This is a genomic window from Streptosporangium longisporum (assembly GCF_039534895.1).
In the GTDB taxonomy this organism is placed as follows: Bacteria; Actinomycetota; Actinomycetes; order Streptosporangiales; family Streptosporangiaceae; genus Streptosporangium; species Streptosporangium longisporum.
The window spans coordinates 615773-642151 of record NZ_BAAAWD010000014.1; the positions used below are offsets into that span (position 1 = coordinate 615773).

General features: G+C 71.6%; 24 protein-coding genes and 4 tRNA genes. 9 read left to right on the forward strand and 19 right to left on the reverse strand.

The annotated features are described in order from the left end of the window. Positions 1-85: 85 nt before the first annotated feature. Positions 86-1294, reverse strand: a complete 1209-nt coding sequence (locus ABD832_RS26055; protein WP_344899910.1) for an RNA polymerase sigma factor — start codon at positions 1292-1294, stop codon at positions 86-88. A 160-nt stretch (positions 1295-1454) separates the two neighbouring features. Beyond that, positions 1455-2573, reverse strand: a complete 1119-nt coding sequence (locus ABD832_RS26060) for an epoxide hydrolase family protein (RefSeq protein WP_344899912.1) — start codon at positions 2571-2573, stop codon at positions 1455-1457. A 199-nt stretch (positions 2574-2772) separates the two neighbouring features. On the opposite strand from ABD832_RS26060, the gene ABD832_RS26065 reads away from it, so the two are divergent. Then, entirely contained in the window at positions 2773-3756 is a 984-nt protein-coding gene (locus tag ABD832_RS26065) for a helix-turn-helix transcriptional regulator (protein WP_344899913.1), read from the forward strand. 373 nt (positions 3757-4129) lie between these two features. Here the strand turns inward: ABD832_RS26065 and ABD832_RS26070 are convergent, their stop codons facing one another. The 6 genes from ABD832_RS26070 to ABD832_RS26095 form a co-directional block, all read right to left on the reverse strand. After that, positions 4130-4537 (reverse strand): PIN domain-containing protein, encoded by a 408-nt coding sequence (locus ABD832_RS26070; RefSeq protein ID WP_344899915.1) that lies wholly within the window; start codon positions 4535-4537, stop codon positions 4130-4132. Further along, positions 4522-4782, reverse strand: a complete 261-nt coding sequence (locus ABD832_RS26075) for a type II toxin-antitoxin system Phd/YefM family antitoxin (RefSeq protein ID WP_344899917.1) — start codon at positions 4780-4782, stop codon at positions 4522-4524. The genes ABD832_RS26070 and ABD832_RS26075 overlap by 16 nt, the downstream gene beginning before the upstream one ends. Positions 4783-4935: 153 nt before the next feature. After that, positions 4936-5009, reverse strand: a tRNA-Phe gene (locus ABD832_RS26080). 28 nt (positions 5010-5037) lie between these two features. After that, positions 5038-5112: transfer RNA gene (locus ABD832_RS26085), tRNA-Asp, on the reverse strand. Positions 5113-5214: 102 nt separating this feature from the next. Then, a tRNA-Glu gene (locus tag ABD832_RS26090) sits at positions 5215-5287 on the reverse strand. A 90-nt stretch (positions 5288-5377) separates the two neighbouring features. After that, complete coding sequence (locus tag ABD832_RS26095) at positions 5378-6892, reverse strand: metallophosphoesterase family protein (protein ID WP_344899919.1); 1515 nt, start codon at positions 6890-6892, stop codon at positions 5378-5380. Positions 6893-6927: 35 nt separating this feature from the next. Between ABD832_RS26095 and ABD832_RS26100 the strand changes: the two genes are divergently transcribed. Beyond that, positions 6928-7278 carry a metallopeptidase family protein gene (locus tag ABD832_RS26100; protein ID WP_399189675.1) on the forward strand — a complete coding sequence of 117 codons (351 nt, stop codon included), beginning with the start codon at positions 6928-6930 and terminating at the stop codon, positions 7276-7278. A gap of 169 nt (positions 7279-7447) precedes the next feature. Beyond that, positions 7448-8743 carry an MFS transporter gene (locus ABD832_RS26105; protein ID WP_344899923.1) on the forward strand — a complete coding sequence of 432 codons (1296 nt, stop codon included), beginning with the start codon at positions 7448-7450 and terminating at the stop codon, positions 8741-8743. Between the two features lies 1 nt (position 8744). Here the strand turns inward: ABD832_RS26105 and ABD832_RS26110 are convergent, their stop codons facing one another. Continuing rightward, positions 8745-9191, reverse strand: coding sequence for a PspC domain-containing protein (locus ABD832_RS26110; protein ID WP_344899925.1), 447 nt, complete (start codon positions 9189-9191; stop codon positions 8745-8747). 118 nt (positions 9192-9309) lie between these two features. Between ABD832_RS26110 and ABD832_RS26115 the strand changes: the two genes are divergently transcribed. After that, the gene (locus ABD832_RS26115; protein ID WP_344899927.1) at positions 9310-10467 is read left to right on the forward strand and encodes an acyl-CoA dehydrogenase family protein; all 1158 of its coding nucleotides are present in this window, start codon (positions 9310-9312) and stop codon (positions 10465-10467) included. A gap of 146 nt (positions 10468-10613) precedes the next feature. On the opposite strand, the gene ABD832_RS26120 is transcribed toward ABD832_RS26115, so the two are convergent. Beyond that, on the reverse strand, positions 10614-11246 hold the full coding sequence (locus tag ABD832_RS26120; protein ID WP_344899929.1) for a 3'-5' exonuclease: 633 nt from the start codon (positions 11244-11246) through the stop codon (positions 10614-10616). Between the two features lie 116 nt (positions 11247-11362). On the opposite strand from ABD832_RS26120, the gene ABD832_RS26125 reads away from it, so the two are divergent. Beyond that, positions 11363-11435, forward strand: a tRNA-Lys gene (locus ABD832_RS26125). Between the two features lie 1096 nt (positions 11436-12531). On the opposite strand, the gene ABD832_RS26130 is transcribed toward ABD832_RS26125, so the two are convergent. Next, complete coding sequence (locus ABD832_RS26130) at positions 12532-12819, reverse strand: TIGR03618 family F420-dependent PPOX class oxidoreductase (protein WP_344900084.1); 288 nt, start codon at positions 12817-12819, stop codon at positions 12532-12534. A 56-nt stretch (positions 12820-12875) separates the two neighbouring features. On the opposite strand from ABD832_RS26130, the gene ABD832_RS26135 reads away from it, so the two are divergent. Continuing rightward, a complete protein-coding gene (locus tag ABD832_RS26135) occupies positions 12876-14201 on the forward strand; it encodes an MFS transporter (protein ID WP_344899931.1) in 1326 nt (441 codons plus the stop codon). 157 nt (positions 14202-14358) lie between these two features. Here ABD832_RS26135 and ABD832_RS26140 read toward each other — a convergent pair whose 3' ends face one another. Next, on the reverse strand, positions 14359-14838 hold the full coding sequence (locus ABD832_RS26140; RefSeq protein ID WP_344899933.1) for a winged helix-turn-helix transcriptional regulator: 480 nt from the start codon (positions 14836-14838) through the stop codon (positions 14359-14361). Positions 14839-14905: 67 nt separating this feature from the next. Here ABD832_RS26140 and ABD832_RS26145 point away from each other — a divergent pair, with 67 nt between their 5' ends. Then, a complete protein-coding gene (locus tag ABD832_RS26145) occupies positions 14906-15397 on the forward strand; it encodes a nuclear transport factor 2 family protein (protein WP_344899935.1) in 492 nt (163 codons plus the stop codon). Between the two features lie 181 nt (positions 15398-15578). On the opposite strand, the gene katG is transcribed toward ABD832_RS26145, so the two are convergent. The 6 genes from katG to ABD832_RS26175 all read right to left on the reverse strand — a co-directional run bounded on the left by katG (position 15579) and on the right by ABD832_RS26175 (position 23085). Then, positions 15579-17849, reverse strand: coding sequence for a catalase/peroxidase HPI (gene katG / locus ABD832_RS26150; RefSeq protein WP_344899937.1), 2271 nt, complete (start codon positions 17847-17849; stop codon positions 15579-15581). Positions 17850-17864: 15 nt separating this feature from the next. Beyond that, entirely contained in the window at positions 17865-18296 is a 432-nt protein-coding gene (locus tag ABD832_RS26155) for a Fur family transcriptional regulator (RefSeq protein WP_344899939.1), read from the reverse strand. Between the two features lie 226 nt (positions 18297-18522). Next, positions 18523-19677: an alpha/beta hydrolase family protein gene (locus ABD832_RS26160; RefSeq protein WP_344899941.1), complete on the reverse strand. Its 1155-nt coding sequence runs from the start codon at positions 19675-19677 to the stop codon at positions 18523-18525. Between the two features lie 11 nt (positions 19678-19688). Continuing rightward, complete coding sequence (locus ABD832_RS26165; RefSeq protein ID WP_344899943.1) at positions 19689-21134, reverse strand: S41 family peptidase; 1446 nt, start codon at positions 21132-21134, stop codon at positions 19689-19691. Then, a complete protein-coding gene (locus ABD832_RS26170; RefSeq protein ID WP_344899945.1) occupies positions 21131-22198 on the reverse strand; it encodes an ABC-2 transporter permease in 1068 nt (355 codons plus the stop codon). The genes ABD832_RS26165 and ABD832_RS26170 overlap by 4 nt, the downstream gene beginning before the upstream one ends. After that, positions 22195-23085 (reverse strand): ABC transporter ATP-binding protein, encoded by an 891-nt coding sequence (locus tag ABD832_RS26175; protein WP_344899947.1) that lies wholly within the window; start codon positions 23083-23085, stop codon positions 22195-22197. Before ABD832_RS26175 ends, ABD832_RS26170 begins: the two co-directional genes overlap by 4 nt. Positions 23086-23345: 260 nt before the next feature. Here ABD832_RS26175 and ABD832_RS26180 point away from each other — a divergent pair, with 260 nt between their 5' ends. Together ABD832_RS26180 and ABD832_RS26185 are read left to right on the forward strand one after the other, a co-directional pair. After that, positions 23346-24884 carry a sensor histidine kinase gene (locus ABD832_RS26180; protein WP_344899949.1) on the forward strand — a complete coding sequence of 513 codons (1539 nt, stop codon included), beginning with the start codon at positions 23346-23348 and terminating at the stop codon, positions 24882-24884. Beyond that, positions 24881-25588: a response regulator gene (locus tag ABD832_RS26185; protein WP_344899951.1), complete on the forward strand. Its 708-nt coding sequence runs from the start codon at positions 24881-24883 to the stop codon at positions 25586-25588. Before ABD832_RS26180 ends, ABD832_RS26185 begins: the two co-directional genes overlap by 4 nt. Here the strand turns inward: ABD832_RS26185 and ABD832_RS26190 are convergent. Beyond that, positions 25549-26214: a hypothetical protein gene (locus ABD832_RS26190; protein WP_344899953.1), complete on the reverse strand. Its 666-nt coding sequence runs from the start codon at positions 26212-26214 to the stop codon at positions 25549-25551. The two genes, ABD832_RS26185 and ABD832_RS26190, sit on opposite strands and share 40 nt — an antisense overlap. Positions 26215-26379 lie beyond the last annotated feature (165 nt).

The window sequence follows — 26379 nt, forward strand, 5'->3', positions numbered from 1 at the left end:
GGATCCGTCCGACGGTGAGCCGTGAACAGCGGCGGGGATCCGTCCGACGGTGAGCCGCGAACGGCGGTGACGCCGGGCGCCGGTCTCACGGCCGGCGCCTCAGCTCACCCACCCGGCGCGACATCAGCTCCCGTTCGGCCGGGTTCGTCGCCAGCTCCAGAGCCCGCTCCGCCGCCGTCACCGCCTCTGCCGGACGGCCGAGCGCGGCCAGCAGGTCGGCCCGGGCCGCGTGCCACAGGTGGTAGCCGGCGAGCCGGTCCCCGAGCGCGTCGACCTCGTCCAGCGCCGGGGCCGGGCCCACCGCGAACCGCGTGGCCACCGCCCGGTTCAGCAGCACCACCGGCGACGGGTCCAGCGCGTACAGCCGGTCGTACAACGCCCGCACGTCGGCCCAGCCGGTGGCCTCGTACGAGGTGGCGAGGGCGTGCAGCGCGGCGATGCCGGCCTGCAGCTGGTACGACCCGGTCCGGCCCTGACGCACCGCCGCCCGCAGCCGCAGCGCGGCCCGTTCGATCGCCGCCCTGTCCCACAGGCGCCGGTCCTGCCGGTCGAGCAGGACGATGCGGCCCCACGAGTCGAACCGCGCCTCGGCGCGGGCGTGGTGCAGCTCCAGCAACGCCGCGAGGCCCGCGGCCTCCGGCTCACCGGGCAGCAGCCCGGCGAGCCGGCGCGCCAGCTCGACCCCCTCGCGGGCCAGCTCGCGCCGCTGGGCGGACCGGCTCGCGGACAGGTAGCCCTCGTTGAACACCAGGTAGATCACCGCGAGCACGGCCGGCAGCCGGTCGGCGTACTCGTGCGGCTGTGGCACCTCGAACCGGATGCCGCGTTCCCGCAGCCGGCGCTTGGCCCGGGAGAGCCGCTGCGCCATCGTCGTCGGCGGCACCAGGAACGCGGCGGCGATCTCGGCCGTGCTCAGGCCACCGGCGGCGTACAGCGTCAGCGCGACCCGGACCGGCTCGGCGAGGTCCGGGTGGCAGCACGCGAAGATCATGGCCAGCCGGTCGTCCGCGCCCGGTTCCGGCGGCGGTTCGGCGGCCAGCCGTGCCACCTTCTCGCGGCCGACGGCGTCGCGGCGCAGCCGGTCCAGCGCCTTGCGCCAGCCCGTGGTGACCAGCCAGCCGGTGGGGCTGTCCGGCACCCCCTCTCCGGGCCAGCGCTTGAGCGCCTCGGCCAGCGCGTCCGACAGCGCCTCCTCGGCACGGTCGAAGTCGCCGAGACGCCGGCTGAGCGCGCCGAGCATGCCGGCCGCGTCCGTCCGCCAGATCCGGTCCAGCAGTTCCGCCACATCGTCCACCCCACCAGGGTGCAGCACCCGCGGGACCGAGGCGTCCCTCCCCCGCCCCGTGGCCCTCCACCCGGGCCAGCGCCACGAGCCCCGAGGCGGCGCCGTACTGAGAACGATCACGAGGTGGTGAGAGGCCCGTGCCGACGCGAGGGCCGCGGTGGCGGGATTTTCAGCGAACGGTACGGAAGAAGGTGCGCAGTTCGTCCACGAACAGGCCGGGGACCTCGAGCGCGGCGAAGTGCCCGCCACGGTCGTACTCGGCCCAGTGGGTGATGGTGTTGAGCGGTTCGGCGAACCGGCGGATCGCGATGTCCTCGGCGAAGTTGGCCACGCCGGTGGGCACCCGCGAGGGTGTGGGCCAACTGGTGGTGTTCATGGACTCGTAGTACATCTGCGCCGAGGAGGTGCCGGTGTTGGTCAGCCAGTAGATCATCGCGTGGGTGATGACGTCGTCGGGCCCGATCGAACCCGCGGGGTGGGCCCAGTCGTGGAACTTCTCACCGATCCAGGCGAGCTGGCCGAGCGGGGAGTCGGCCAGGCCGAAACCCAGCGTGTGCGGGCGCGTGGCCTGGATCTGGAAGTAGCCGTTGCCATCGGAGAGGAACCGGTTCATCCGATCGAGCCGGACCTGCTCGGCGTCGGTGAGCTCCGTGCCCTCCGGCACACCGCCGAACGGGATGAACCCGACGGTGGCGGCGTTGACGTGCACGCCCGCGACGTGCTCCGGATCCACCCGGCCGAGATCGGGTGCGATGAACGCGCCGAAGTCGCCGCCCTGTGCCCCGTACCGGTCGTGGCCGAGCCTGGCCATCAGCTCGGCGTAGGCGGTGGCGATGCGGCGCGGGTCCCAGCCCGCCGGGGCCGGTCCGGTGAACCCGAAGTTGGGGTGCGACGGGATCACGAGGTGGAAGGCGTCGTCGGGATCGTCGGGGTCGGTCAGCGGCTCGATCACCTCCAGGAACTCCGCGATCGACCCGGGCCAGCCGTGCGCGAGGAGCAGCGGGAACGCCTGCGGGTGGCGCGAACGGACGTGCAGGAAGTGGATGTCCTGCCCGTCGATCCGGGTGGTGAACTGCGGGTACCGGTTGAGCCTCTCCTCGGTGGCGCGCCAGTCGTACGTCGTCGTCCAGTACTCGACCAGATCCTTCAGGTGGTCCACCGGCACGCCACGGCTCCAGCCCACGCCGGGAATCTGGCGGGGCCAGCGAACGGCCGACAGGCGCCGCCGCAGATCGTCCAGGTCGGCCTGGGGGATGTGGACGCGGAACGGCTTGATCTCGCTGGTCATGAAACGGCTCCTTCTGGTCGGTGTGACGTGCTCGGCCTCGCGTACGGGATCGGCTCCCTGGCCGCGCCCGGTCGTCGGCCCCGGTCGTCGGCCCGCTTCGAGGCCGGAACGACCGGGATCGCGGGCACAGAGCGGGTCGGTACCATCGTGTCCGCCAAGGAGGTCAGGTACGGTCCTCATTGGAGTGCACAATGAGGACATGCTCGAAACATCCGCCCGCCTGCTCCGGCTGTTGTCGTTGCTGCAGCAACACCGGGACTGGCCCGGCCCGCAGCTGGCCGACCGGCTGGGGGTGACGGTGCGCACCGTGCGCCGTGACGTCGACCGGCTGCGCGAACTCGGTTACCCGGTGCACGCCACGATCGGGAACGTCGGCGGGTACCGGCTGGAGGCCGGGGCCGCCATGCCGCCGCTGCTCCTCGACGACGAGGAGGCCGTCGCGGTCGTCGTGGGACTGCGCACCGCGGCGAACGGCACGGTCGCGGGGATCGAGGAGACGTCGGTGCGGGCCCTGGCGAAACTGGAACGGATCCTGCCGTCACGGCTGCGGTACCGGGTCTCGGCGTTGGACGCGGCCACCGTGGCGCAGCACCGGCCGGGCGCGGTGGTCCCGGCGGAGACGCTGACCACGATCGCCGCGGCCTGCCGCGACCACCAGCGGCTGCGCATGGACTACCGCGACCACGACGGCACCGACACCGTCCGCACGGTGGAGCCGCACAGGCTGGTCCACGCCGAGCGCCGCTGGTACCTGGTCGCCTACGACCTCGACCGGGCCGGCTGGCGGACGTTCCGGGTCGACCGGCTGCGGCCGCGGACCCCGGCCGGTCCGCGCTTCACACCGCGCGAGCCGCCGTCCGGCGACATCGGCGGGTACGCGTCCTGGGCCGTGGGCGTCGACCGCTACCGCTACCAGGCGCGGTTCACCATGCACGCCGCGGCCGCGCAGGTGGCCGAAAGGGTGCCGTCCGACGCGGGGACGGTCGAAGCCGTCGACGAGCACACCTGCACCCTGCGGGCCGGCTCGAACTCCCTGGACGGGCTCGCCCTGTACGTGACCCTGCTCGGCTTCGACTTCACCGTCCACGAACCGGCCGAGCTCGTCGAGCACTTCGGGACGCTGCACGCGCGCATCGGCAACGCGATCGGGAAGCGGGACGAGAACGGCCCACCGGCCGGATGACCGGGCGGCCCGGCCCGCGTCGCCAACAGCGTCGTCCCCTGCTTGTCACCCGATCAGGACGGGGGCATCACGCCGTCGGGCCGTGCCGGTGGCGTACGTTCCGTCGAGATCGCAGGTGCGTCCCGGTGGGTGATCGAGGCGACCTGTCCGCCGGCGACCGTTGTGGAGGACGACGATCAGCCGTTCTTCTCTGCCCGTCCCCACGTGGCCGGTCCATTGATCGATCCGGCCGGGTCCGGCCGTACGCCGGCGCTCCCGGACATGCCGCGTACGCGGGAAGGGGACGTCGTCCCACAGTGGGTGAACAGATCCACCCGTTCACGGCCGACCGGTGAGGGCCACCGGCCGTTACCGTCAAGATCGTCGTCGGCGTTCAACGGGGAACGACCTGCGCCCGGACCCCGGGCAGGTCGTCGAACGCGGCGGACGAATCCATCGTGATCACGACTCTGGCGGTGGTGGCCGCCGTCGCGGCGATCAGCAGATCGTACGCTCCCCGCGTCTTTCCCGACCGGCGCACATGCGCCATGAGACGAGCGTGAACCCTGGCGACGTCCACCGTGTACTCCTCGACCGGGATCAACGCCAGAACCTCGTCCACGAAAGCCTGTCGCCCGGGACGGCGCGCCTCATCCGCCAGCTCCACGCCGACGAACAACTCGGCCACAGTGATCGCGGCGACCGCCACATCGTCGGTGTCCCCGATCACCGCGTCCACGGAGGCCTTGCCCCGCTCCGCCGCGATCAGTACGCCGGTGTCCAGGATCAGACGTCGGGCCACGCGCTCCTCATCTCGTCGTCGACGGCCTCCCGGGCCGCCACGACATCGGCCTCGAAATCGGCGTCCAGCGTCTCCGCGGCTCTGGCCAGGAAGGCTTTGACCATACGTCCCGGCGCCGTGGGCGCGGGACCGATCACCGCGATCCGCTTACCTCCCCGAGTGACCACGATCGTCTCCCCTCGCTCCGCCTCGTCCAGAACGACCGCGAAGCTTCGGGACGCCTCGGTGGCAGTCATCACCTTCATGAAATCAGATTATCTGATCCTCGTTGAGGATTCGCTGATTGTTCTTACCGGCCGTTGAACACCTTGAACCACAGTGAACAGGGCGTGTGATTGAGAAATTAAAAAAAGCCCCGAACGATAATCGCTCGGGGCGTTCGTGCTGCTCAGCTGCTGTGGTCAGGGGCGGGGTCGAACCGCCGACCTTCCGCTTTTCAGGCGGACGCTCGTACCGACTGAGCTACCTGACCTCGGTGGTGGATCGAACACCTACCAGAGCGGTCCTGACGGGACTTGAACCCGCGACCTCCACCTTGACAGGGTGGCGAGCACTCCAAACTGCTCTACAGGACCTTGCTTGCCGGGGCTTTGCCCCGTCCTTCTTGCCGTGCTTAGCCTACCAGTTTTCCGGAGGTCTTCGACCTGCCGTTTCCCCGGTGAGCCTTGGCCCGACCGTGCCCCCAACGGGATTCGAACCCGTGTCGCCGCCTTGAAAGGGCGGTGTCCTAGGCCACTAGACGATGGGGGCTCGGGACTCGCATCCCGTTCCGTCGCCGTGCTCCGCTGGAGACCTCTGAAGCATAGGGGACTTTTGCCTCGATGCCAAAGCGGTTTGCGGTCACGGTGTCGGTGTGACGCTGACGGACCCCGTTGGAGACGGAGCGGTCGTCGGCACAGGAGAAATTGTACGGCCAGGGTCGGCCTCGACGTGACGCTGGATCTGAACCGACTGCTCGCCCAGCCCCCCGAGGGTGATGTCGTCCCAGGCCCGCAGGCGGTGCGTCTGCGCGTCGAAGTAGAGGACCGAGGCCTCCACCGGGGTCGGCTCGTCGTGTTCGAGCGCCCGCAGGCCGGCTCCGCCGGTGGATCCCTGGACCAGGACCCGGGTCCCGGAGGGCAGCAGCTCGGTGGAGCGCTGGTGCGAGTGACCGGTGAGGACCAGCGAGGCCGAGCCGGAGAACCCCCTGGCGATCGTGGGGTCGTGCACGGCGACCAGGTCGACCTGCTTGGGCAGCCGCGCCAGCCTGGCGGCGTGCGTACGTCCCAGGGCCGCCAGGGATTCGAGGTCGGAGTCGACCGGGACGGTCTTGTCGGGCGTGAAGCGGGGGTCGCCGAGGCCGTAGACGCGCAGCCCGGCCACGGTCGCGGCCTGGCCGTCGAGGACGACCGCCCCCTTCTGCCGGGCCACGGCCCGCTGGGTGGTCGCGGAGTCGTGGTTGCCCCTGACGAAGACGTACGGGACGCCGAAGGTGCCGATCTCCTCGACGAACCTGTCCTCGGGGCCGGTGCCGTGGTCGGTCAGGTCGCCGGTGTCGACGATCGCGTCGATCTTGAACTGGGCGGTGACCGAGCGGATGAGGTTCCACGCGATGGGGCTGAGGTGGATGTCGGAGACGTGCAGCACCCGGATCGAGGTGGGGTCGGCGTCGTAGACGGGCAGGGCCGAGACCACGTCGTAGAGCTGGGAGACGTTGTTGACCAGCTTGGCCAGCTGCACCCGGTAGGACTCGAACCTGGTCACGATCGACTCGGCGTCGCCGACCAGGGAGGGCGCCCCGGCCAGCAGGCCGGTGTACTTGGGCTCCACCACCGAGTCGGGCCGGAAGGTCAGGGCGACGGCCGCGCCCGTACCGGCGATCGCCACGGCGACGCCCGTCAGACCGGCCAGGGCCGGTCCGGGCCTGCGGAAGACGATCAGGGACGCGACCAGGGCGCCCGCCAGGCCGCAGAACGCGGCGCGCGCGACCAGCGTCCTGACCCCGGCCCCCAGCTCCTCCTCCAGGAGCGCGGGAAGGCGGTCCGCGGAGAACCGGGGGTCGTCCAGGAAGCCCCGTGCCCGGTCGGGGTTGATGTTCTCCAGGGTCACCCGCAGGCCCACGGGGGCGTTGTGGGTGTCGAACAGCAGCGTGCCGAACGGGTGGGCGTCCACGACGGTCTCGCCGCTCCAGGAGGGCTCGGCCGACATGCCCAGCTCCACCGGGCCGACGTTGGACCGTACGGTCCCGCCGAGCATGATGCCGAGCCAGGTGCCGGCCAGGGCGACGGCGGCGACGGCCACGGCGCGTGCGACGCCGCGGGCGATCCGCCCGCCGGCGAGACGGCGGGCCCGGGGGGCCAGATCAGTGAGTTTCATCCGCCTCCACCTCTACCCAGGAATGCGCGGGCAGAATGACATGTGTGATCGAGATCTCGCGGGAGAAGTTCGAGGAACTCGTGGCCGAGGCTCTGGACAGCATTCCCCCCGAGCTGACGAAGGTCATGGACAACGTGGTGCTGGTCGTCGTGGACGATCCCCCCGAACCAGGACTCCTAGGTCTGTACACCGGCATTCCGCTCACAGAGCGCGGCGACTGGTACGCGGGGGTGCTACCCGACCGGATCGAGATCTACCGGGGGCCGATCTGCGCGATGTGCGAGACGGAGGACCAGGTCGTCGAGGAGGTACAGATAACCGTCGTTCACGAGATCGCTCACCATTTCGGGATCGATGATGACCGGCTGCACGAGCTGGGTTGGTAGGTACCCCCGGAACACGCACCAAATGCCACCGTTCTCGAAATGTCGTCGCTTATCGTTACGGTTTGCATGCGTTTGATTGCTTTAGGTTGCGCGCGGGCCTCACAGAAGGCACCGTAGGTCACACGGTGAACACCCACAGTCAGTGTGCCTGCGAACTCAGCGGAGTCCTATGGCGGCCACCAAGTCCGGCCGACTACCCGGTCGGCACCGCCGTCCGGCGGAACGCCGAGCGACCTACGGCGAGGTCATCGCCATCAGGGAGTTCCGCGCGCTCTGGATCGGCCAGGGGCTCTCCCTGCTCGGCGACCAGCTCTCGCGGGTCGCGCTGTCCGTCCTCGTCTTCGAGCGGACGGACTCACCCCTGGCGACGGCGTCGGTCTACGCCCTGACCTACCTGCCGCCGATCGTCGGCGGGCCGCTGCTCGCGGGCCTCGCCGACCGCTACGCCCGGCGGCGCGTCATGATCACCTGTGATCTGCTCCGGGCCGCCCTGGTCGCGCTCATGGCGGTCCCCGGCACCTCGTTCTCGGCGCTGTGCGTCCTGGTCTTCTGCGTGGTGCTGCTCAGCGCGCCGTTCTCCGCGGCGCGGGCGGCCCTGCTGCCGGAACTCCTGGAGGGTGACCGCTACGTCGCGGGCTCGGCCCTGCAGAACATGACCAACCAGGGCGCGCAGATGCTGGGCTTCACCCTCGGCGGCATCCTGATCATGGGGATGGGCCCGTACCGGGCGCTGGCGCTGGACTCGGCCACCTACCTGGCCTCCGCGCTCATCCTCGTCGCGGGCGTACGGCGGCGTCCCGCTCCCTGCTCCCCCGACGAGAAGCGGCCCTCGATGTGGAAGATGACCCGCGCCGGCGCCGGGCTGGTCTTCGGCGACCCCCGGCTGCGGACGCTGGTGCTGTTCGCCTGGCTCTGCGGTTTCTACGTGCTGCCCGAGGGGATCGCGACCCCGTACGCCGACGAGCTGACGGGTGATCCGCGGCAGCTCTCCCTGGTGACCGGCCTGCTCATGGCGGCCATGCCCACCGGGACGGTCGTGGGCGCGTTCCTGTTCAGCCGTTACGTCAGCCCGTCGGACCGGCTGCGGTCGATGGGCTGGATGGCGATGCTGACCTGCGCGCCCCTGATCCTCTGCGCGGCCAGGCCGCCGCTCGTCGTGGTCCTGCTGCTCTGGTTCACCTCGGGGCTGGGCGGGGCGTACCAGCTCGCGGCCAACGCCGCGTTCGTGCAGTACGTACCGGCCGGGCAGCGAGGTCAGGCCTTCGGGCTCGTCCAGTCCGGCCTGCTGGCCTCCCAGGGCATCGGCATCCTGATCGGCGGGGTCGCGGCCGACCACCTGGGCCCCGAGCTCGTGGTGGCACTGGCCGGCGCGGCCGGTCTGGTGACGGCGGCCGCGCTGGCCGTGCTCTGGAGGCGGTCCCGCAGGGAGGTCATCGAGAGGGTTCGCGTGGAGGCGAACACCTGACTCAGCCCTGGGGACGGAGGTCGTCGCCCTGCCTGGGCGCCTGGTACGGCGCCGGGGTGACGACGGGCTCGGGAGCCGGCGGGAAGGGCTCCTGGTGGGTGGGGTAGTCCGCGACCGGCCGGTTCGGGGCGCGGTGCTGGCTGGTGGCCTTGGCCCAGCCCTGCTCGGCCTTGGTCCTGGCGTCCACCCAGATCGGGTTGTCCTTGTTCTTGTCGATCACGTCCTGCAGGACCGACCGCTCGTGCCCCTCCTCGGGCAGGAGCGCCCAGCCGATCGCGTAGACGGCCACGCCGAGCCCTCCGAAGAAGGTGGCGACGGCGAGGGCCGCACGGATGATGTTGGGGTCGATACCGGTGTACCGTCCGAGACCGGAGGCCACACCCGCGACGATGCGCCCGTCCCTGGTCCGCTGGAGCTTCTTGACGCCTGAGAAGTCGTTTTCGTTCATGTATCGAGAATGCCCGGCCGAGGGACGGTCTCACATCGGGATTCCCCCTGGCAGGACCCTGACATGCACCCCGTCCGGGGCCGCAATACCCTGACAGGGCCGACGAGAGAGGGACACCATGGACGATCTCCTGCGCATCGACGACGAGCTCTCCGAGGAGCAGAGGCTCATCCGCGACACCGTACGGGACCTCGTCGCGGACAAGGTGCTCCCGTACGTCGGCGACTGGTTCGAACAGGCGGCCTTCCCGGCCCGCGAGCTGGCCCCGGCGCTCGGCTCGCTCGGCCTGCTGGGCATGCACCTGGACGGGTACGGCTGCGCGGGCCTGGACGCGGTCTCCTACGGCGTGGCCTGCCGCGAGCTGGAGGCCGGGGACTCCGGGCTGCGGTCGTTCGTGTCCGTCCAGGGCTCGCTCGCGATGTTCCCGATCTGGAAGTACGGCTCGGACGAGCAGAAGGAGGAGTGGCTCCCCCGGATGGCCGCGGGCGAGGCGATCGGCTGCTTCGGGCTGACCGAGCCCGACCACGGCTCCGACCCCGCGGGGATGCGCACCCACGCCGAGCAGGACCCCTCGGGTGACTGGATCCTCAACGGCGCCAAGATGTGGATCACCAACGGCTCGATCGCCGACGTCGCGGTGGTCTGGGCGCAGACCTCAGAGGGCGTCCGCGGGTTCGTGGTGCCGGCCGGCACCCCGGGCTTCACCGCCCCGGAGATCCACAAGAAGATGTCCCTGCGGGCCTCGGTGACCTCCTCCCTCTACTTCGACGACGTCCGCCTGCCCGCGTCGGCCGTACTGCCCGGTGTACGAGGCCTCAAGGGCCCGCTGTCGTGCCTGTCGGAGGCCCGCTTCGGCATCGTCTGGGGCGTGGCCGGCGCCGCCCGCGCCTGCCTGGAGGCGGCCGTCGACTACTCCACGTCCCGCGTCCAGTTCGGCAGGCCCATCGGTGGCTTCCAGCTCACCCAGGACAAGCTCGCCTGGATGTACGTCGGCCTGGGACAGGCGCAGCTCACCGCCCTGCACCTGGGCCGCCTCAAGGACGCGGGGACCCTCACGCCGCGTCAGGTGAGCTTCGGCAAGCTCGCCAACGTCCGCGCGGCCCTGGACATCGCCCGCCAGGCGCGCTCCATCCTGGGCGGCAACGGCATCACGCTGGAGTACCCGGTGATCCGGCACATGAACAACCTGGAGAGCGTGCTGACCTACGAGGGCACCCAGGAGATCCACACGCTGGTCCTCGGCGAGGCCCTGACCGGCATCGCCGCCTACCGCTGACGTCCACGCGGACCGTCGCCCGGACGGGCCGGTCCCGTTCTCGCCTCAGGGTCACCACGGGCCGGTTCCGTTCTCGCCCGGGGTCACGGCGGGACGGTTCCGTCCTCGCCACTGAGGCCGCTGCGGGACGGTGACGCCCGCCCGGGTCACCGCGGGCGGGGATGCCTCTGGGGCAGGCCGGAGGGCCGCCACTCGGGGGTCTCGGCGGCCTTGCGGAGCTCGTCCTCCCAGGAGGCGCCGCAGGCCATGAAGAAGCGGAGCAGATCGGCGGTGGCGCGGGCGTCGGCCAGGGCGGCATGGGCACGGGTGAGCGGGATCTCCGCGCGCTCGCAGCACGCGGCCAGCGTCCACCTGCCCTCCGGCAGGAAACCGGGGGCCAGCCGCTGCGTGCACAGGGTCTCGCTCACCCACTCGCTCCCGGGAAGCGGCCGCAGGAATCGCAGGTCGAAGGAGGCGTTGTGAGCCACCAGGACCCGGCCGGCGACCCGCCGCCAGATCTCGTCCAGCAGCTCCTCGATCATCGGCGCTCCCGCGACCATCGCGCCGGTGATCCCGTGGACGTGCACGGCCCCGGTGGGGCGGCGGGGGTCGACCAGCGAGTGCCACTCGTCGACGGTCTCGCCCCGGGCGTCCAGCGAGACGAGCGCGATCTCGCAGATCCGGTCGCCCCTCGACGGGGAGAATCCGGTGGTCTCCACGTCCACCACGACATACCCTTGCCGCGTGGAGACGGTGGAGACGTGGGCACCGCGGGCGGGCTCAAGCCCCGAGCTCGTCATGCCTGCCACTCTAGGAGCCGTCCCGGCCCTCCACCTGCCGTTCCGCAAACAGGTGACCATGAATGGGCCTGGCGACGGACGTTAGTGGACACTATCCTCGGTACGCTGTCACCTGCGGGGCGTTAGCTCAATGGTTAGAGCTGCGGACTTTTAATCCGTAGGTTCTGGGTTCGAGTCCCAGGCGCCCTACCTCAATGACCTGGGCAGACTCCCTATTTTCATGATCGGGAAGTCTGCCCGGTTGCATTTCCGGCTGCGGTTACGACGGCCGGTCCGTCGCCGTCAGGGGACCCACGTACCCGTCCCTTCCGGCCCGCCGCCTCGATCGAGGGCGTCTCGGGGATGCGGGTGTACCGCTCGGTCGTGGTGAGCGGGGAGTGGCCGAGGCCGCCTGAATCACTCGGATGCCCATCCCTGGCCGTGTGGCGCGCATCGTGAACGTGGGCATCCTTGTCGATCTCGGCGGGACGCGGGAGTTGTTTCGGTCGTCCCAGTCGCTCTCAGCGATCGAGTCACCATCAGGCGTGCACCACATGAGATCCCGCTCTTTCCACCTGTCCGAGCTTCTGCGCCTTCCTGTGGGGGGCGGAGGACGATCAGGGGCGAAGGGACAGGGGGCTGGACCCGCTTGCCTTTGCCATCGTTCAATCCTCGACACGATCCGCGCGTGCGAGAGCGGGCTCGGTACGGTCGGCGGGACAGAATCTCGAACATGCCCCTGCGCTCCGTGCAATTTTTACGGCACACGATGAGGTGGAAGTACTGACGTCCAAAGGCGCGCTTGGCCTTGTGTGACCCTTCAGGCAGAGACGGCGATGGAACCGGGCAACGCAGGTGTGCGGATTCTTACGTCCGGGCCGGTATCGAAACCGCTCGGCCTGCCAGAACGCTTGGATCACCACATTGTCCAGGTCCATGTGCTTCCGTCGCAGGCTCAGTGACTCCGATTACCGAATTTCCAGGCCAAGAGGGTTTCTCCGGTAAGGACTTCGTCTTGTCTCCGTGGGTCACGTCCAGCGAAGTGGTGTATGAGTTGACCTTCGCGTGATCCTGTTTCTGCAGGTAAAGCGGCAAGTCTCTGCGGAATTGGGTTCTGCTGCGGTGTGTCGCCGACGAGAAGGCCCATCCGGGTCTTGGCCAGAACGTCCAGACCCCTACAGCGGCGGGCCTCGGTCCACTCATCACTCTGCTCGGCCAAAACCGTACCGACAAGACGGGCGATCGAGGGCCGCTGGGGGCCGGTCCCGGAGGCCGGTGGCCCGGACCGCCGTACGGCCGGGTGTTCCTATCGGACGAAGCCGGTGATCTTTTGCGGGGTCACCCGGACGACCAGCCGAAGCGTCTCCTCCGGCTCGGGTGGAGGGTCCTCGCCGAGGTACTTCTGCGAGAGCCTGCGCGGCAGCGACTTCTCCTCGTCCCGGACGAGCTCGGCGGTGCCGCGGATGTCCACCGAGTGGTACGGGTCCCCGGTGTCGTAGACCGTGAGGCTGACCCGTGGGTCACGTCCGAGGTTCTTCGCCTTCTGCCGCCCTGTCGTCGTGGAGAACAGCACCGTGTCCCCGTCCCTCTCGATGTTCTCTCGATCCGTCTCAGCTTCCCTACAGGAGCTTCCGCGTACATTGCGGGAACATGGCGAACACGCGGCGTATCGCGACGGCGCGGGGGCCGGGGGCGGCGGGGTGGCGTCGTGACTTCCGGTTGCTGCTCGCCGCGCGGGTCGTCTCCTCGGCGGGCACCGGCTTCGGGCCGGTCGCGCTCGCGTTCGGCGTCCTCGGCCTGCCCGGAGCCGACACCGGCACGCTGTCGCTGATCGTGGCCTGCCAGACGGTTCCCCACCTGCTCCTGGTCCTCCTCGGCGGTGTGCTGGCCGATCGCCTCCCGAGGACCGTCCTGCTGGCCGCCGCGGAGGTGACCGCCGGTCTCGCGTGGGGCGGCATGGCGGTCATGGTGGGCACCGGCGCCGCGCCCGTCCCCCTTCTGTCGGCCTGCGCGGTCGTCGCCGGTGTGGCGGCCGCGCCGGTGGGACCGGCGTTGACCGGGCTGGTGGTGCACGTCGTGCCCGCGTCCGAGCGTCCCCGGGCGAACTCCGTGCTGCGGTCCGCCACGTACACGGCGCGGACCGTGGGACTGGTCGCCGCCGGTCCGACGGTGGCGTGGGCCGGTGCCGGCTGGGCGCTGGCCGTCGACGCCGCCACGTACCTGCTGGCGGCCGTGCTCCTCGCCGCGCTACGACCGGCCGTCCCGGCCTCGGGGTCGGCCCCGGTCCCGGCGTCGGTCTCGGTCTCGGGGGCGGGGGCCGGTCTGGCCGGGGAGCTCGTCGCGGGGTGGCGGGAGTTCACCGGCCGCCAGTGGCTGTGGGTCCTGGTGACGGGCTACTCGGTCTGCTACGCCGTCACCTCCGCCGTCACCGGGGTACTCGGGCCGTCGGCCGCCCAGTCCTACCTGGGCGGGCCCCGGGCATGGTCCGCGGTCCTCGCCGGTCAGGCCGTCGGCACCCTGGCCGGTGCGGTCGTCGCCCGCTGGGTCCGGCCCCGTCGTCCCGCCCTCGTCGCGGCGCTGCTCCTCCCGGCCGGTGCCGTTCCCATCGCATTGCTGGCGGCCGCGCTGCCCGCGCCGGTCGTGGTCGCCGGTGCGGTCGTCGCGGGCGTCGGCGGCGGCCTGCTGATGGTCCTCGCGGACACGGTCGTCCAGCAGCACGTTCCCGCTCACGCGGTGTCGAGGGTGAGCGCCTACGACTGGTTCGGATCGCTGGCGCTCGCTCCCGTGGCGGTGGTGGCGGCCGGTGTCGGCGCGCGCGAGCTGGGTCTCCGGCCCACCCTCGCCGGGTGTGCCGTGCTCGTCTGCGCGGCCGCCGCGTTCACCGTCTGCGCGCCTCAGGTACGCACCCTGAGATCGGCTCCCCCGGGACCCGAGCGCGCGGGAAGCGGTCCGGCGACCGGTGGACCGGCCGGTTGACGCGGCGTGGGCGACATGGGCGGACCATCCTGGACACGGGCAGACCACCTTGAACGCGGGCGGGCCATCCTGGACACCAGCGACGCCAGGGACATCCCGGACAGGCCGGGCACCGGGCGGAGCGGTCTCCTCGGTGAGGAGCGGCACGACGGGGCCGCTAGTCGGGCCTGGCCAGCACCATCGTCCCCGGGCCCTGCGCGGCGCCGGGGCCGGCGACGACCGTGATCGTGTCCGCGTCGGCGGGACCGCCGCAGTGCGGGCACGTCACCGTGGGCGTGAACCGCTCGCCGCAGGAGTGGACCAGCAGGGCGGGTGGCCCGCCGGGCGGCGTGGACCACCGGTCGCCCCAGGCCATCAGGGTGATCAGCGCGGGCACGATGTCGCGTCCCGCCTCGGTCAGGTGGTACTCGTGGCGGACCGGCCGTTCCTGGTACGCCACTTTCTCCACCACGCCCGCCGCCTGCAGGCGGTCCAGGCGCTGGGTGAGCAGGTTCCGCGAGATCCCGAGGTCCTCGCTCAGCTGGTCGAAGCGGCGCAGCCCGAGGAACAGGTCCCGCAGGATCAGCGGCGTCCACGGCTCGGCCACCACGCCGACGGCCTGCGCGATCGAGCAGTGCATCTCCCCGAACCTGTTCATGACCCCAGCATAGTCAGTTGCTAAAGTGAACCCACATAGTTCACTTTCAGGACTCACCGGAGGCTCCATGAACGCCATCACTCAGCGCTATCGCGAGGCCGGAGAGGCAAAGGACGTCGACGCCCTGATGTCGACGCTCGCCCCCACGGTGGTTTTCCGCTCCCCGCTCAGCAGCAGGGCCGGCTTCTCCGGGCACGCCGAGATCCGCCGGCTCTTCGGCGTCGCCCTCGGAGCTCTGCGGGACCTTCGCTACCACACCGACGTCGGCGACGACCGCACCCGCATGCTCGCCGCCACCGCCCGGCTCGGCCACCACGAGCTGGAGGAGGCCGCCCTGGTCCGTCTCGACGACGACGGGCTGATCGAGGAGGTCACCATGTGGGTCCGGCCGCTGCCCGCGCTCACCGCGCTGATGGCCGCGCTGGGACCCGGCCTGGCCAGGGCCTCGGGCAGGCCCGCGCTGGCCGCGTTCGTCGGCGCCTCGGTGAGGCCGCTGGCCTTCATGACCGACGTCGGCGACCGTACCCTGGTCCCCCTCGTCACCCCGAAGAGCGGCTGACCTCCGCCCGGAGGCCGCCGACCTCCGGGCGGAAGGCCGCGGGGCTCCGCCCGGAACGCCGCGGTCTCAGCCCGCGACGTCACGCTCATCCGGTCGATCACCGGGTCCGGCAACGGGCGAGCCCGGCCGGCCGTGGTGGCTCGACCGGGCTCGCCGGGTGGAACGGATCAGGTGGAACGGATCAGGCGAGGTCGAACCGGTCGAGCTCCATGACCTTGGTCCAGGCCGCGACGAAGTCGGTCACGAACTTGTCCGAGGCGTCCTGGCTGGCGTAGACCTCGGCGAGGGCCCGCAGCTGGGAGTTGGAGCCGAAGACGAGGTCGACCGCGGTGGCGGTCCACTTCACCTCGTCGGTGTTCACGTCCCGGATCTCGTACACGTGCTCCTCGGACTCCGACGCCTTCCACCGGGTTCCCGGGGAGAGCAGGTTGGTGAAGAAGTCGTTGGTGAGCACGCCGGGCCGGTCGGTGAGGACGCCGTGCCGGCTGCCGCCGACGTTGGCCCCGAGGGAGCGCAGGCCGCCCAGCAGGACGGTCATCTGGGGCGGGGTCAGGTTGAGCATGTAGGCACGGTCGACGAGCAGCGTCTCCGGCTGGATCTTCACGCCGTCGGCCAGGTAGTTGCGGAACCCGTCGGCGCGGGGCTCGAGGACCTGGAAGGACTCGACGTCGGTCTGCTCCTGGGTGGCGTCGGTGCGGCCCGGGCGGAACGGCACCGTCACCGTCACGCCGGCGTCGCGCGCCGCCTTCTCGACGGCGGCCGAGCCGGCCAGCACGATCAGGTCGGCGAGCGAGATCTTCGCCCCGCCGGCCTCGTTGAACTCGCGCTGGATGCCCTCGAGGACGTCCAGGACCTTCCCGAGCTGCTCGGGCTGGTTGACCTCCCAGTTCCGCTGCGGCTCCAGGCGGATCCTGGCGCCGTTGGCGCCGCCGCGCTTGTCGGTGGACCGGAAGCTCGCGGCGGAGGCCCAGGCGGTGGAGACCAGCTGGGCGGTCGTGAGACCGGACTCCAGGACCTTGGCCTTCAGGGCGGCGATGTCGTCGTCACCCACCAGCTCGTGGTCGACGGCCGGCACCGGGTCCTGCCACAGCTGGGGCTCGGGGACCCACGGTCCGTGGAAGCGGCTGACCGGACCCATGTCGCGGTGCAGCAGCTTGTACCAGGCCTTGGCGAAGGCCAGCGCGAACTCGTCGGGGTTCTCCAGGAAGCGACGGGAGATCTTCTCGTACGCCGGGTCGACGCGCAGCGACAGGTCGGTCGTGAGCATCGTCGGCCTGTGCTTCTTCGACGGGTCGTGGGCGTCGGGGATGATCGCCTCGGCGTCCTTCGCGACCCACTGCTTCGCGCCGGCGGGGCTCGTGGTGAGCTCCCACTCGTGGCCGAAGAGGATCTCGAAGAAGCGGTTGCTCCACTGCGTGGGCCGGTCGGTCCACGTCACCTCGAGACCGCTGGTGATCGTGTCCTTGCCCTTGCCGGTGCCGTAGGTGCTCAGCCAGCCCAGCCCCTGCGTCTCCAGCGGCGCGGCCTCGGGCTCGGGTCCGACGTGGCCGTCCGCGGGCCCGGCGCCGTGGGTCTTGCCGAACGTGTGGCCGCCGGCGATGAGGGCGACGGTCTCCTCGTCGTTCATGGCCATCCGCTTGAAGGTCTCGCGGATGAAGTACGCCGCCGCGAGCGGGTCCGCGCTGCCGCGGGGCCCCTCCGGGTTGACGTAGATGAGGCCCATCTCGGCCGCGCCGACGTCCGGCGCCATCTCGTTGTCGGCGACGTAGCGCTCGTCACCCAGCCAGGCGTCCTCCGGACCCCAGATGATCTCCTCCGGCTCCCAGATGTCCTCGCGGCCGAAACCGAAGCCGAAGGTCTTGAACCCCATGGACTCCAGGGCGACGTTGCCGGCGAGCACGAGCAGGTCGGCCCAGGAGATCTTCTGGCCGTACTTCTGCTTGACCGGCCACAGCAGCCGCCGGGCCTTGTCGAGGTTGGCGTTGTCGGGCCAGCTGTTGAGCGGGGCGAAACGCTGGGAGCCGTCACCGGCCCCGCCGCGGCCGTCGTGGATGCGGTAGGTGCCCGCGGCGTGCCAGCTCATCCGGATCATCAGGCCGCCGTAGTGGCCGAAGTCGGCCGGCCACCAGTCCTGCGAGGTGGTGAGCACCTCGGTGATGTCCCGCTTGAGGGCCTCGACGTCGAGCTTCTCGAGCTCCTTGGCGTAGTCGAAGTCCTCCGCCAGCGGGGTGGTCTTGGAGGAGTGCGAGCGCAGGATCGACAGGTCGAGCTGGTTGGGCCACCAGTCCCGGTTCGTGTGCGGCCGACCGCCGGTCTTCGGGGTCGGCGAGTCGATGGCCGGGTTCTCGCTCTCGCTGCCGTGCGCGGTCACGGAGTCGTGCGCGACCGGGCAGCCGCCCCCTTCACCCCCGCTCTTCGGGTCGAAGCCGGTCGCGTCGTGGTTCTCGGTCATGAAAATCCTTCCGGATCAGCTGGCGGTGGAACAGGTGAGGCACACGCCCCAGTAAATGATCTCGGCCTCGTCGATCGCGAAACCGTGATCGTCGGACGCGGTCAGGCAGGGCGCCTCGCCGACCGCGCAGTCGACGTCGGCGACGACACCGCACGATCGGCACACGATGTGGTGGTGGTTGTCGCCGACCCGCCCCTCGAAGAGGGCCGGACTGCCCGGCGGTTCTATACGACGGACGAGCCCCGCGGTGGTGAGCGCGTGGAGGCCTTCGTACACGGCCTGGAGGGACACCTGGCCGATACGATCACGAACTCCGGAGGTGAGCGCCTCGACACCGAGATGGTCACCGTTTCGGACGGTTTCGAGTAGCGCGACACGGGCCGCAGTCACCCGTAGGCCGGCACCTCGCAGCTCCTCGGCGATGGTCGGGGGCTGGGATGCGGTCATGGCTCCAATATACCCCCATAAACCTGAACAATTAAAGATATTGAGTGACTCCACTCTTGATGGGCTCCCCTCGACGTCCGGCCGGCCGCCCGGGGCCGTCCGGCGACCCGTCCTCAGGGGATCGGTGCGGTACGGGGGGACGGCGCGCATGCCCGGGGTCTCCGTGGCCGCGGCCACGGGCCTGAGGCCCGGCATCCGTGCCCCGCGTGCCGGGAAGCGCGGAGGTTCAGGACCGGCCGCAGGTCGCCGGGCAGAAACCGGCCTCGGGATGGCGTGACGACGGCCCGCCCAGGAGGGGCTGTCGCCGTGATCTCAGGTGCCGGTCGAAAAAGGCCGCCACGTAGGTGCGGGTGAGCTCCGAGCCACGGGCCGCGGGCAGCATGCCGGGGAGGGGTTCGAGGCCCAGGACGCCCGCCAGCAGGGGGATGTCGGTGAAGGACTGGTGTTCGGCGCCCGACAGCACGAGCCAGCGCTTCCACCCGGTCAGCAGCCTCCAGTCGCGGTCCCAGGAGGTGTCGCGACCGCCCGGGACGTGTTCGCGCGACCCCAGGAACATGAACGGCCGGGAGAGGCCCCCCTTGGGGATGCGGGCGTAGGTGGTGCCGTCCATATTGATCCCGGCGCGTATGCGCGGGTCTTCGACCATGGCCGCCACGGTCGCGGCCCCGCCGATCGACTGGCCCGCCATCGCGATCCTTTTCCGGTCGATCAGGCCGGAATGCCTCGGGGTGGAGGTCAGCCGGTCGAGGACGAAGGAGACGTCGGCGGCCCGGCCCCGGACCAGCCCGGCGCCGAAGCCGGGGTCGGTGCTGCTGTCGCAGGCGAGGCATTCGGCGACCCGGCCGTCGGACAGGGTGGTGGCGTGGCTCTCGTGGGTGTGGTCGATCCCGGCCACGACGTACCCGCGGCCGGCCAGGTCCTCGGCCAGGGAGGTGAGGGTGCTCACCGGCTTGGTGAAGCCCGGGGAGAGCACCACCAGCGGCAGCCCGCGTCCGGAGGGGGCGGCGTCCTCGACGGCGTTGGTCCGGGTCCTGCTCAGCGTGCCGGACGGCACGGCCGAGGTCCCGGAGCCCTTCAGGAGGAGTTCCGCCTCCCTGGCCGTCATGTAGGGCGTGCGCCGCCCGTGACGCTGCCGGGTCGGGTACCACAGGGTGACCTTGAGCTCCCTGGCGTCCGCGTCGGGGTTCCAGGGGTCGGGGCGGGAGGTGTCGGTCAGGTGCAGGGCGGTGGTGCCGACCGGATGAGGGCCGGTGGGGGCGGGCAGGGTCACGGGGCCGGGCGGTTCGGCCCGCAGCGCGTCGGACCTGGGCGCCGCGGGCGCGGAGCAGGCGGACGCGGCCAGGACGGCCAGCCCGGCGGCGAGGGTCAGGAGTCTTCTCATGGTGGGGTCCCTCACGTGCGCAGCAGGGTCAGGGCCTTGGCCAGTGCGGGGTCGCGTCCGGCGGCCGCGTCCTTGGGGGTCAGCGGCACGTGGTGGTCGGGCGGCACGCCGATCCGGTCGATCACCTCGCGGTTCGGCCCGAGGTGGTACCCGGTGGGCAGGTGCAGGAAGGTGTTGTCACCGAGCAGGTACGTCCCTACCGGGCCGGAGATCACTCCGGCGGTCCTGGTGCCGACCAGCGGGGCGATGCGCAGGTCCTTGACCGCGGAGCTGAAGTGCTCGCACGCCGAGGCGCAGCCGCGGTCGACGAGCACCACCGACGGCAGACCGAGCAGCTCGACGGTGTCGTCGGTCGGCGTGGCCCGGCAGGTGCCGTCGGCGGTGCACCGGTAGGCGGTGTTCCTGCCGTGGACGAACGCGCTCAGCAGCCGGGTCGCCTCCAGGGGGCTGCCGCCGCCGTTGCCGCGCAGGTCCAGCACGAGGCCGGACAGTGTCCGGCCGGTGCGCAGCCTGGCGATCGCCCGCAGGGCCCGGTTCGCGGAGTCGGGGGTGAACCCGGTCATCCGCACGTAGGCGATGCCGCCGCCGTCGCCGTCATCGCCGTCATCGCCGTCCAGCAGTTCCGATCGCACCACCCGCAGGTCGGCCGGGTCCTGCGGGAAGAGGCCGGGCCTGAGCGTGACGGACCAGCGGCGGCCGGTGGCCTGCCGCAGCAGCCGCAGCCGGACCGGCCGCGCCTCCGGGTACTCGGGATGGAGGGCGGCGATGGCCGGGCCGGCCCTGTCGTCGGCGAAGGGTGCGGAGTCGTTGATCGATTCGATGACGTCGCCGGGACGCAGCCCGGCGGCCCGCGCCGCGCCGCCGAGCACTCCGGTGACGAACAGCGGGGCCACGGCGCTGCCGGGGCCGGTGTCCGCCCGCGGGCCGGTGACGTTGGTCTGCAGACCCAGGCCGTAGCCGTCGCCGTCGTAGTGGCCGGGCGGCCGTCCGTCCTGGCGCGTCCAGCGGGCGTGGCCGTCGCCGAGGGCGGCCACCAGCGCCCGCAGGGTGACGGCGGCCAGCCTGTCGCGCAGGTCGGGCACCCGGTCGGCGATCTTCCGGTAGGCGGTCTCGAAGGCGGCCCAGTCGGTTCCGCGGTCACCGGTCAGCGCGGGCATGACCGCCTCGGGCACCTCGCGTCCGCTGCGGTCGAGCTCCCGTGTCAGGGCCGCGAATCCGGTGGTCAGCAGCGAGCGGGCGTCCAGCGTCGCGCCGCCGTGGTACCTGCCGAGGATGCAGAGGTAGGCCTGCTCGACGACGTCGATCGTGGTGGCCGTCTCCGCCTCGACGGGACCCGTGGGCGGCGTGCAGGCCGTACCGGCCACCGTGCCCGCCTGGACGCGCGGCGGCTCCGGCGTGGTGCAGGCCGCCACCAGGAGGAGGGCGAGCCCGCAGGCCGCGATCCTGATGAGGGTCATGACGGGCGTCTCCGGATCCACCAGAAGGACGACCACGCGAGGCCGAGGGCGAGCAGGGCGTAGATCCCGGTCTCGATCCACTGGAAGGGCCAGAAGCGCTCCAGCGGCTGGTAGCTCGCCCGCTGCCGGTAGCCGAGCCGGTTGATCTCGGCCACGCATCCCCCCGCGGGGAGTCCCTGCGGTGAACAGGGGCCCGACGTCGTGGAGACCGGGACGGCCCGCACGATCGTCGACGACGGTCCCGAGCTCCCGTCCCCGCCGGAGATCGTCCGTCCGGACGGATCGACCAGCCTGCTGGACAGCACCCAGGCGCCCGCGTGGCCGGGAACGGCCGACGTCCTCAGGAAGATCTGCAGGGATCCGCCTTCCGGCGCGCCGAGGCCGTCCATGTTCTCCCGGTTGATCTCGAAGGTGCCGGTGACCGGGGGCATCAGGTGGGGGCGGACCAGCAGCGGCACGGCGAGCTGGATCGCGACGAAGACGGCCAGGGTCAGGGCCATGGCCGGCAGCGTGCGGCGCACCAGCATGCCCACGGTCACGCCCAGGACGAAGGCGAAGGCCGCGTACCCCATCGGGGCGATGCCGCGCGCGCCGAACACCAGGGGGGCCATCATCGCCAGCTCCGGCACGGCCGACCTGTCCAGCGGACCGGACCACCAGGTCACCAGCAGACCGCACGCACCGGCGGCGAGCACGGCGGTCAGGCCGATGAGCCCGAGCTTGACCGCCAGCCAGCGGCCGCGGGTGACGCTCTGGTTCCACACCAGCAGGTGCGTGCCCGCCTCCAGCTCACGGGTGATCAGCGGCGCCCCCCAGAAGAGCCCGATCAGCGCCGGCAGGACCAGCACGACGAGCGTGAGGGCGAGGAAGGGGATGTCGTACTCGCCGAAGAACCGGTCGAAGAAGTCCGGGCAGGTGTCGTCCGGAATGCAGTCGGCGATCCCGGCGGCGTAGCCGGAGGCCAGGCCCGGGCCGGTCAGGGCCAAGGTCGTGGCGAGCACCACGAGGACGGCGGCCGTCATCGCGGCCGAGCCGCGGAACTGGCGCCAGGTCAGCCAGATCATCGCCGCACCTCCGTGGCGACCGGCCGGTTCTTTGTGGGCCGCTCGTCCATGTAGGCCAGGACGAGGTCCTCCAGGCCGAGCGGGGTGACCGTCCAGGCGGGGTCGTGGATCGGGGAATCGGTACGGACCACGTACGTGCTCTGCCGGTCGGTGTGACGCGCGGAGATCACGTGCCGGCCCGCGGGAAGGCGGTCGGGGTCGCGGCGCGGGCCGGTGAGCCGGTGGTGGCCGGCCAGCAACCGGTCGACCTCCCCGGCCACCCGGACGTGGGAACCGGCGAGGACGATCAGGAAGTCGCAGACCTTTTCCAGGTCGGAGATCAGGTGGGAGGAGAGCACGACGCTGAGCCGGTGTTCGACGACGGCCTCCATCAGCTCCCGCATGAACTCGCGGCGGGCCAGCGGGTCGAGCGAGGCGACGGGCTCGTCCAGGATCAGCAGCTCGGGCCGCTTGGCCACGCCGAGGGTGAGGGCGAGCTGGGCACGCTGACCGCCCGACAACCGGCCCGCCCGATGAGCGGGAACCAGGCCGAGCCGCGCGATCCGGTCCCGCGCCATGACCTCGTCCCAGCCGGGGTTGAGCCGGGCCCCCAGCCGCAGGTGCTCGGCCACGGTCAGTGCCGGGTAGAGGGGGGTGTCCTGGGCGACGAAACCGACCCGCGCCAGCTGCGCGGACGTGCTCCCCGGCCAGCCACCGAGCACGGTGATACCGCCCGCCGTCGGCTCCAGCTGGCCGCTCGCGAGCTTCAGCAGCGTGGTCTTGCCGGCCCCGTTGGGACCCACCAGCCCGACGACGCGACCCGCCGGGATGTCGATGGTGCACTCGCTCAGCGCCCAGCGCCTGCCGTACTTCTTGCCGAGTGCCCGGGCTTCCAGGACAGCGGTCACGCTGCGTCCTCCTGATGGGGTCCGAAAGGTGGTCGTGAACAGCGCCGCGTGCCTTCGGTGAGGTCGTGGTCCCGGAGCGACGTGACGGTGGGAACGAAACTAGGCACCGCCCCCGCCGGCGCGCGTCGGCCGTCCTGCCGAGATCGCGTACCTCCTGGGAACCAGGGGCCGCCGGGTCATCCCCGCGATGTACTCCCCGAGACACGGGCCCCGTCACGACGGCCGATGTGGGACAGGCGGGCAGGCGTGACAATGTGCCGGTGGAGACCGATGAGCGACCGGCGTGGTGGCGGCGCCTGCTGAACCCGGACGACCGGCCGGACGAGGACCGTCCGGACCGGCGCGGCGTCCGGGACACACCGGGGCCGGGTGGTGACGGTGGCCGCCCGGGACCGTCTCGCGGAGCCCTCACCGCGGACGTGGTGGTCGCGCTCGTCCTGACGGCCGTCGCGGTGACCGTGTCGGTGAGATATCCGGTGACCGGCCCCGCCGCGGACCAGCCAGAGGTGATCGAGTACCTGCGGCTCCGGCCCACCGCCTCCTCCCTGCCGCCGATGGCCGACCTCCCCTCGCTGCCCGACATGCCGTCGATGCCCGACCTGCCGTCGATGACCGACATGCCGTCGATCCCGGATCCCGCGCCCGGCCGCCCACCGCGTCCTGGCGTCCCGTCCGACGGTTCGTCCCCGTCCTCCGGTGATCCGTCCGGCACGGTGCCCGCCTGGCTCCTATCCCACGTCCTGCCCGTGTTCCTCGTGGCGCTGACAGCGTTGCCGCTGGCGGTACGGCGCCGGTACCCGCTCGTCACCTTCTGGGTGGTGCTGGCCGCGGCGCTGGCCACGTACCGGGTCGCGACCTGGATCACCGTTCTGACCTGCGCCGTCGCCGCGTACGGTGCCGTCGTCCACGGCCGTAACCGGTTCCTGGCGATGGGGGGTCTGGTGCTCGCGGCCGGGCTCGCCGGGGGCGCCTTCCGGAACGTCGCGCCCGGGCTGCCGGACTGGATGGCGCCGTTCGTCGTCCTGCTGAGCGTCGGCGTCTTCGGGGGCTTCGTCCGTTCCTGGCGGCGGCAGCTGGGGGCCGGCCGGCATCGGCTCGCCGAGCTGGAACGGGAGCAGCAGGACGCCACGCGCAGGGCCGTCGCGGAGGAGCGCTCCCGGATCGCCGCCGAGCTCCACGACGTGGTGACCCACAATGTCAGCGTGATGGTGATCCAGGCCGGCGCGGCCCGCAAGGTCATGGACATGGAGCCGGAGCAGTCGAAACAGGCCCTGCTCGCGATCGAGTCCGGTGGCCGGGCCGCCATGGCCGAACTGCGCAACGTCATGGGCCTGCTCGCCGGGCCGGGCGGCGAGCGCCTCGACGGGCCCTCGGACGAGTTCTCCGACGGGCTCTCCGACGGGCTCGAACCCCAGCCCGGGCTCGACCGGCTCGACGCCCTGGTGGAACGGGTCCGCGCCGCCGGAGTGCCGGTGAGCGTCGAGGTGTCGCCGATCGGGCCGCTTCCTCCCGGGATCGACCTCGCCGCCTACCGCGTCGTGCAGGAGGCCCTCACCAACACGATCAAGCACGCGGCCGGGGCCGCCGCGTTCGTGACGATCGGTCATGACGGCGACCGGCTGGAGATCGAGGTGACCGACACCGGCGGGACACCGAGCGCCGGACCGCGGACCGGCGGCGGCAGGGGGCTGATCGGGCTGCGCGAGCGGCTCGCCGTCTACGGCGGCACCCTGGACGCGGGGCCGACGGCCGGGGGCGGATTCCGGATCGGGGCCCGTATCCCGTGGAGGGCGGCATGACCGAGCGGTTGCGCGCCGTCATCGCCGACGACCAGGCACTGGTACGCACGGGATTCCGCATGATCCTCGCCGCCGACGGCATCGACGTGACGGCCGAGGCCGCCGACGGGGAGGAGGCCGTCGCCGCGGTCCGCCGTACCAGGCCCGACGTCGTGCTCATGGACATCCGGATGCCGAGGATGGACGGCCTCGAAGCCACCCGGCGGATCCTCGCGGACGGCGCCGAGGACACCCGCGTGCTGATCCTGACCACCTACGACCTCGACCACTACGTGTACGCCGCGCTCGCCGCGGGGGCGAGCGGGTTCCTGCTCAAGGACGTCACCCCCGAGCACCTGGTGGCCGCGGTACGCCTGGTGCGCTCCGGCGACGCCCTGCTCGCGCCCACCATCACCCGCCGCCTGGTCGAACGGTTCGCCCGCCACGACACCGTGCGGCCGGACCTGCACCGTGACCTGTCCCGGCTGACGCCCCGGGAGGTGGACGTGCTGCGCCTGCTCGCCACCGGCCTGAGCAACGCCGAGCTCGCCGACCGGCTGACCCTCAGCATGGCCACGGTGAAGACCCACGTCGCGCGCATCCTGTCCAAGCTCGGCCTGCGCGACCGTGTCCAGGCCGTGGTGGTCGCCTACGAGACCGGCCTGATCTCCCCCGGCGGCTTCCCTCAGGAGCCGGGCCGGGCCCGCGGACCGGCGGATCGCTGACGGCGTCCGGGCGGTAGTTCGCCCACCGGCGCGACGGTGTGCGTCCCGCCGCCCGTGCAGCGCCACACGGCGGTCCCGTCCCCCGGTTCGGCGCGCAGGCCCCGGTCGTGCACCGGGCAGACCGGCCACGTCCTCCAGAGGACCTCCATGACCACCTCCTGGGTGGCGTCGGCCACGGCCCAGAGCCCACCGTTCCGGGATCCGAGGCCGTTTCCCTGGCAGACGCCCCGGAACTCGACCCATGCCAGGCCCACGCCGTCCCAGTCGGGAAGGATCATCCGAAGCTTCCCGGTGATCCCGGCGGCGCGCACGTCGCGTTCCACGATCCTCAGCGCCTCCTCCAGCGGCGCCGGCAGGCCCGGATCCAGCGCGAAGGACGGCTCGAAGCCGACGTCGCCGAGAAGGGCCTCACCCAGCCGGGCCAGGTCGGCGGCCGTCAGCTCGGCGGCGGGACGTTCGAGGAGCTCCCGCGTGACAGCGGTGGACACGCCCTGCTCCTCCACCAGGCAGGCCAGCTCGACGAGAGGTCCGGCGTCGAGACCACCGTCGCGCGACCCCGTGTGGACGCGGGCGCCCAGCTCGTCGACGATCCGCCTGAGCTCGTCGTCCTGCTCGTAGGGACGCATGCCGCAGTGTCTCCCGCCCCCCATGTCCCGGCAAGCGGGATTCCGGGTCCGGATTCCAGGCGCCTCCTCATGATCTGCGCGCACCGTGGTCTTCGGAACGGCCGGCGAGGTGAAGGCGTACGAAATATGGACTTCGGTGGGATGTGTGATCGCGGCGGGCTGCAC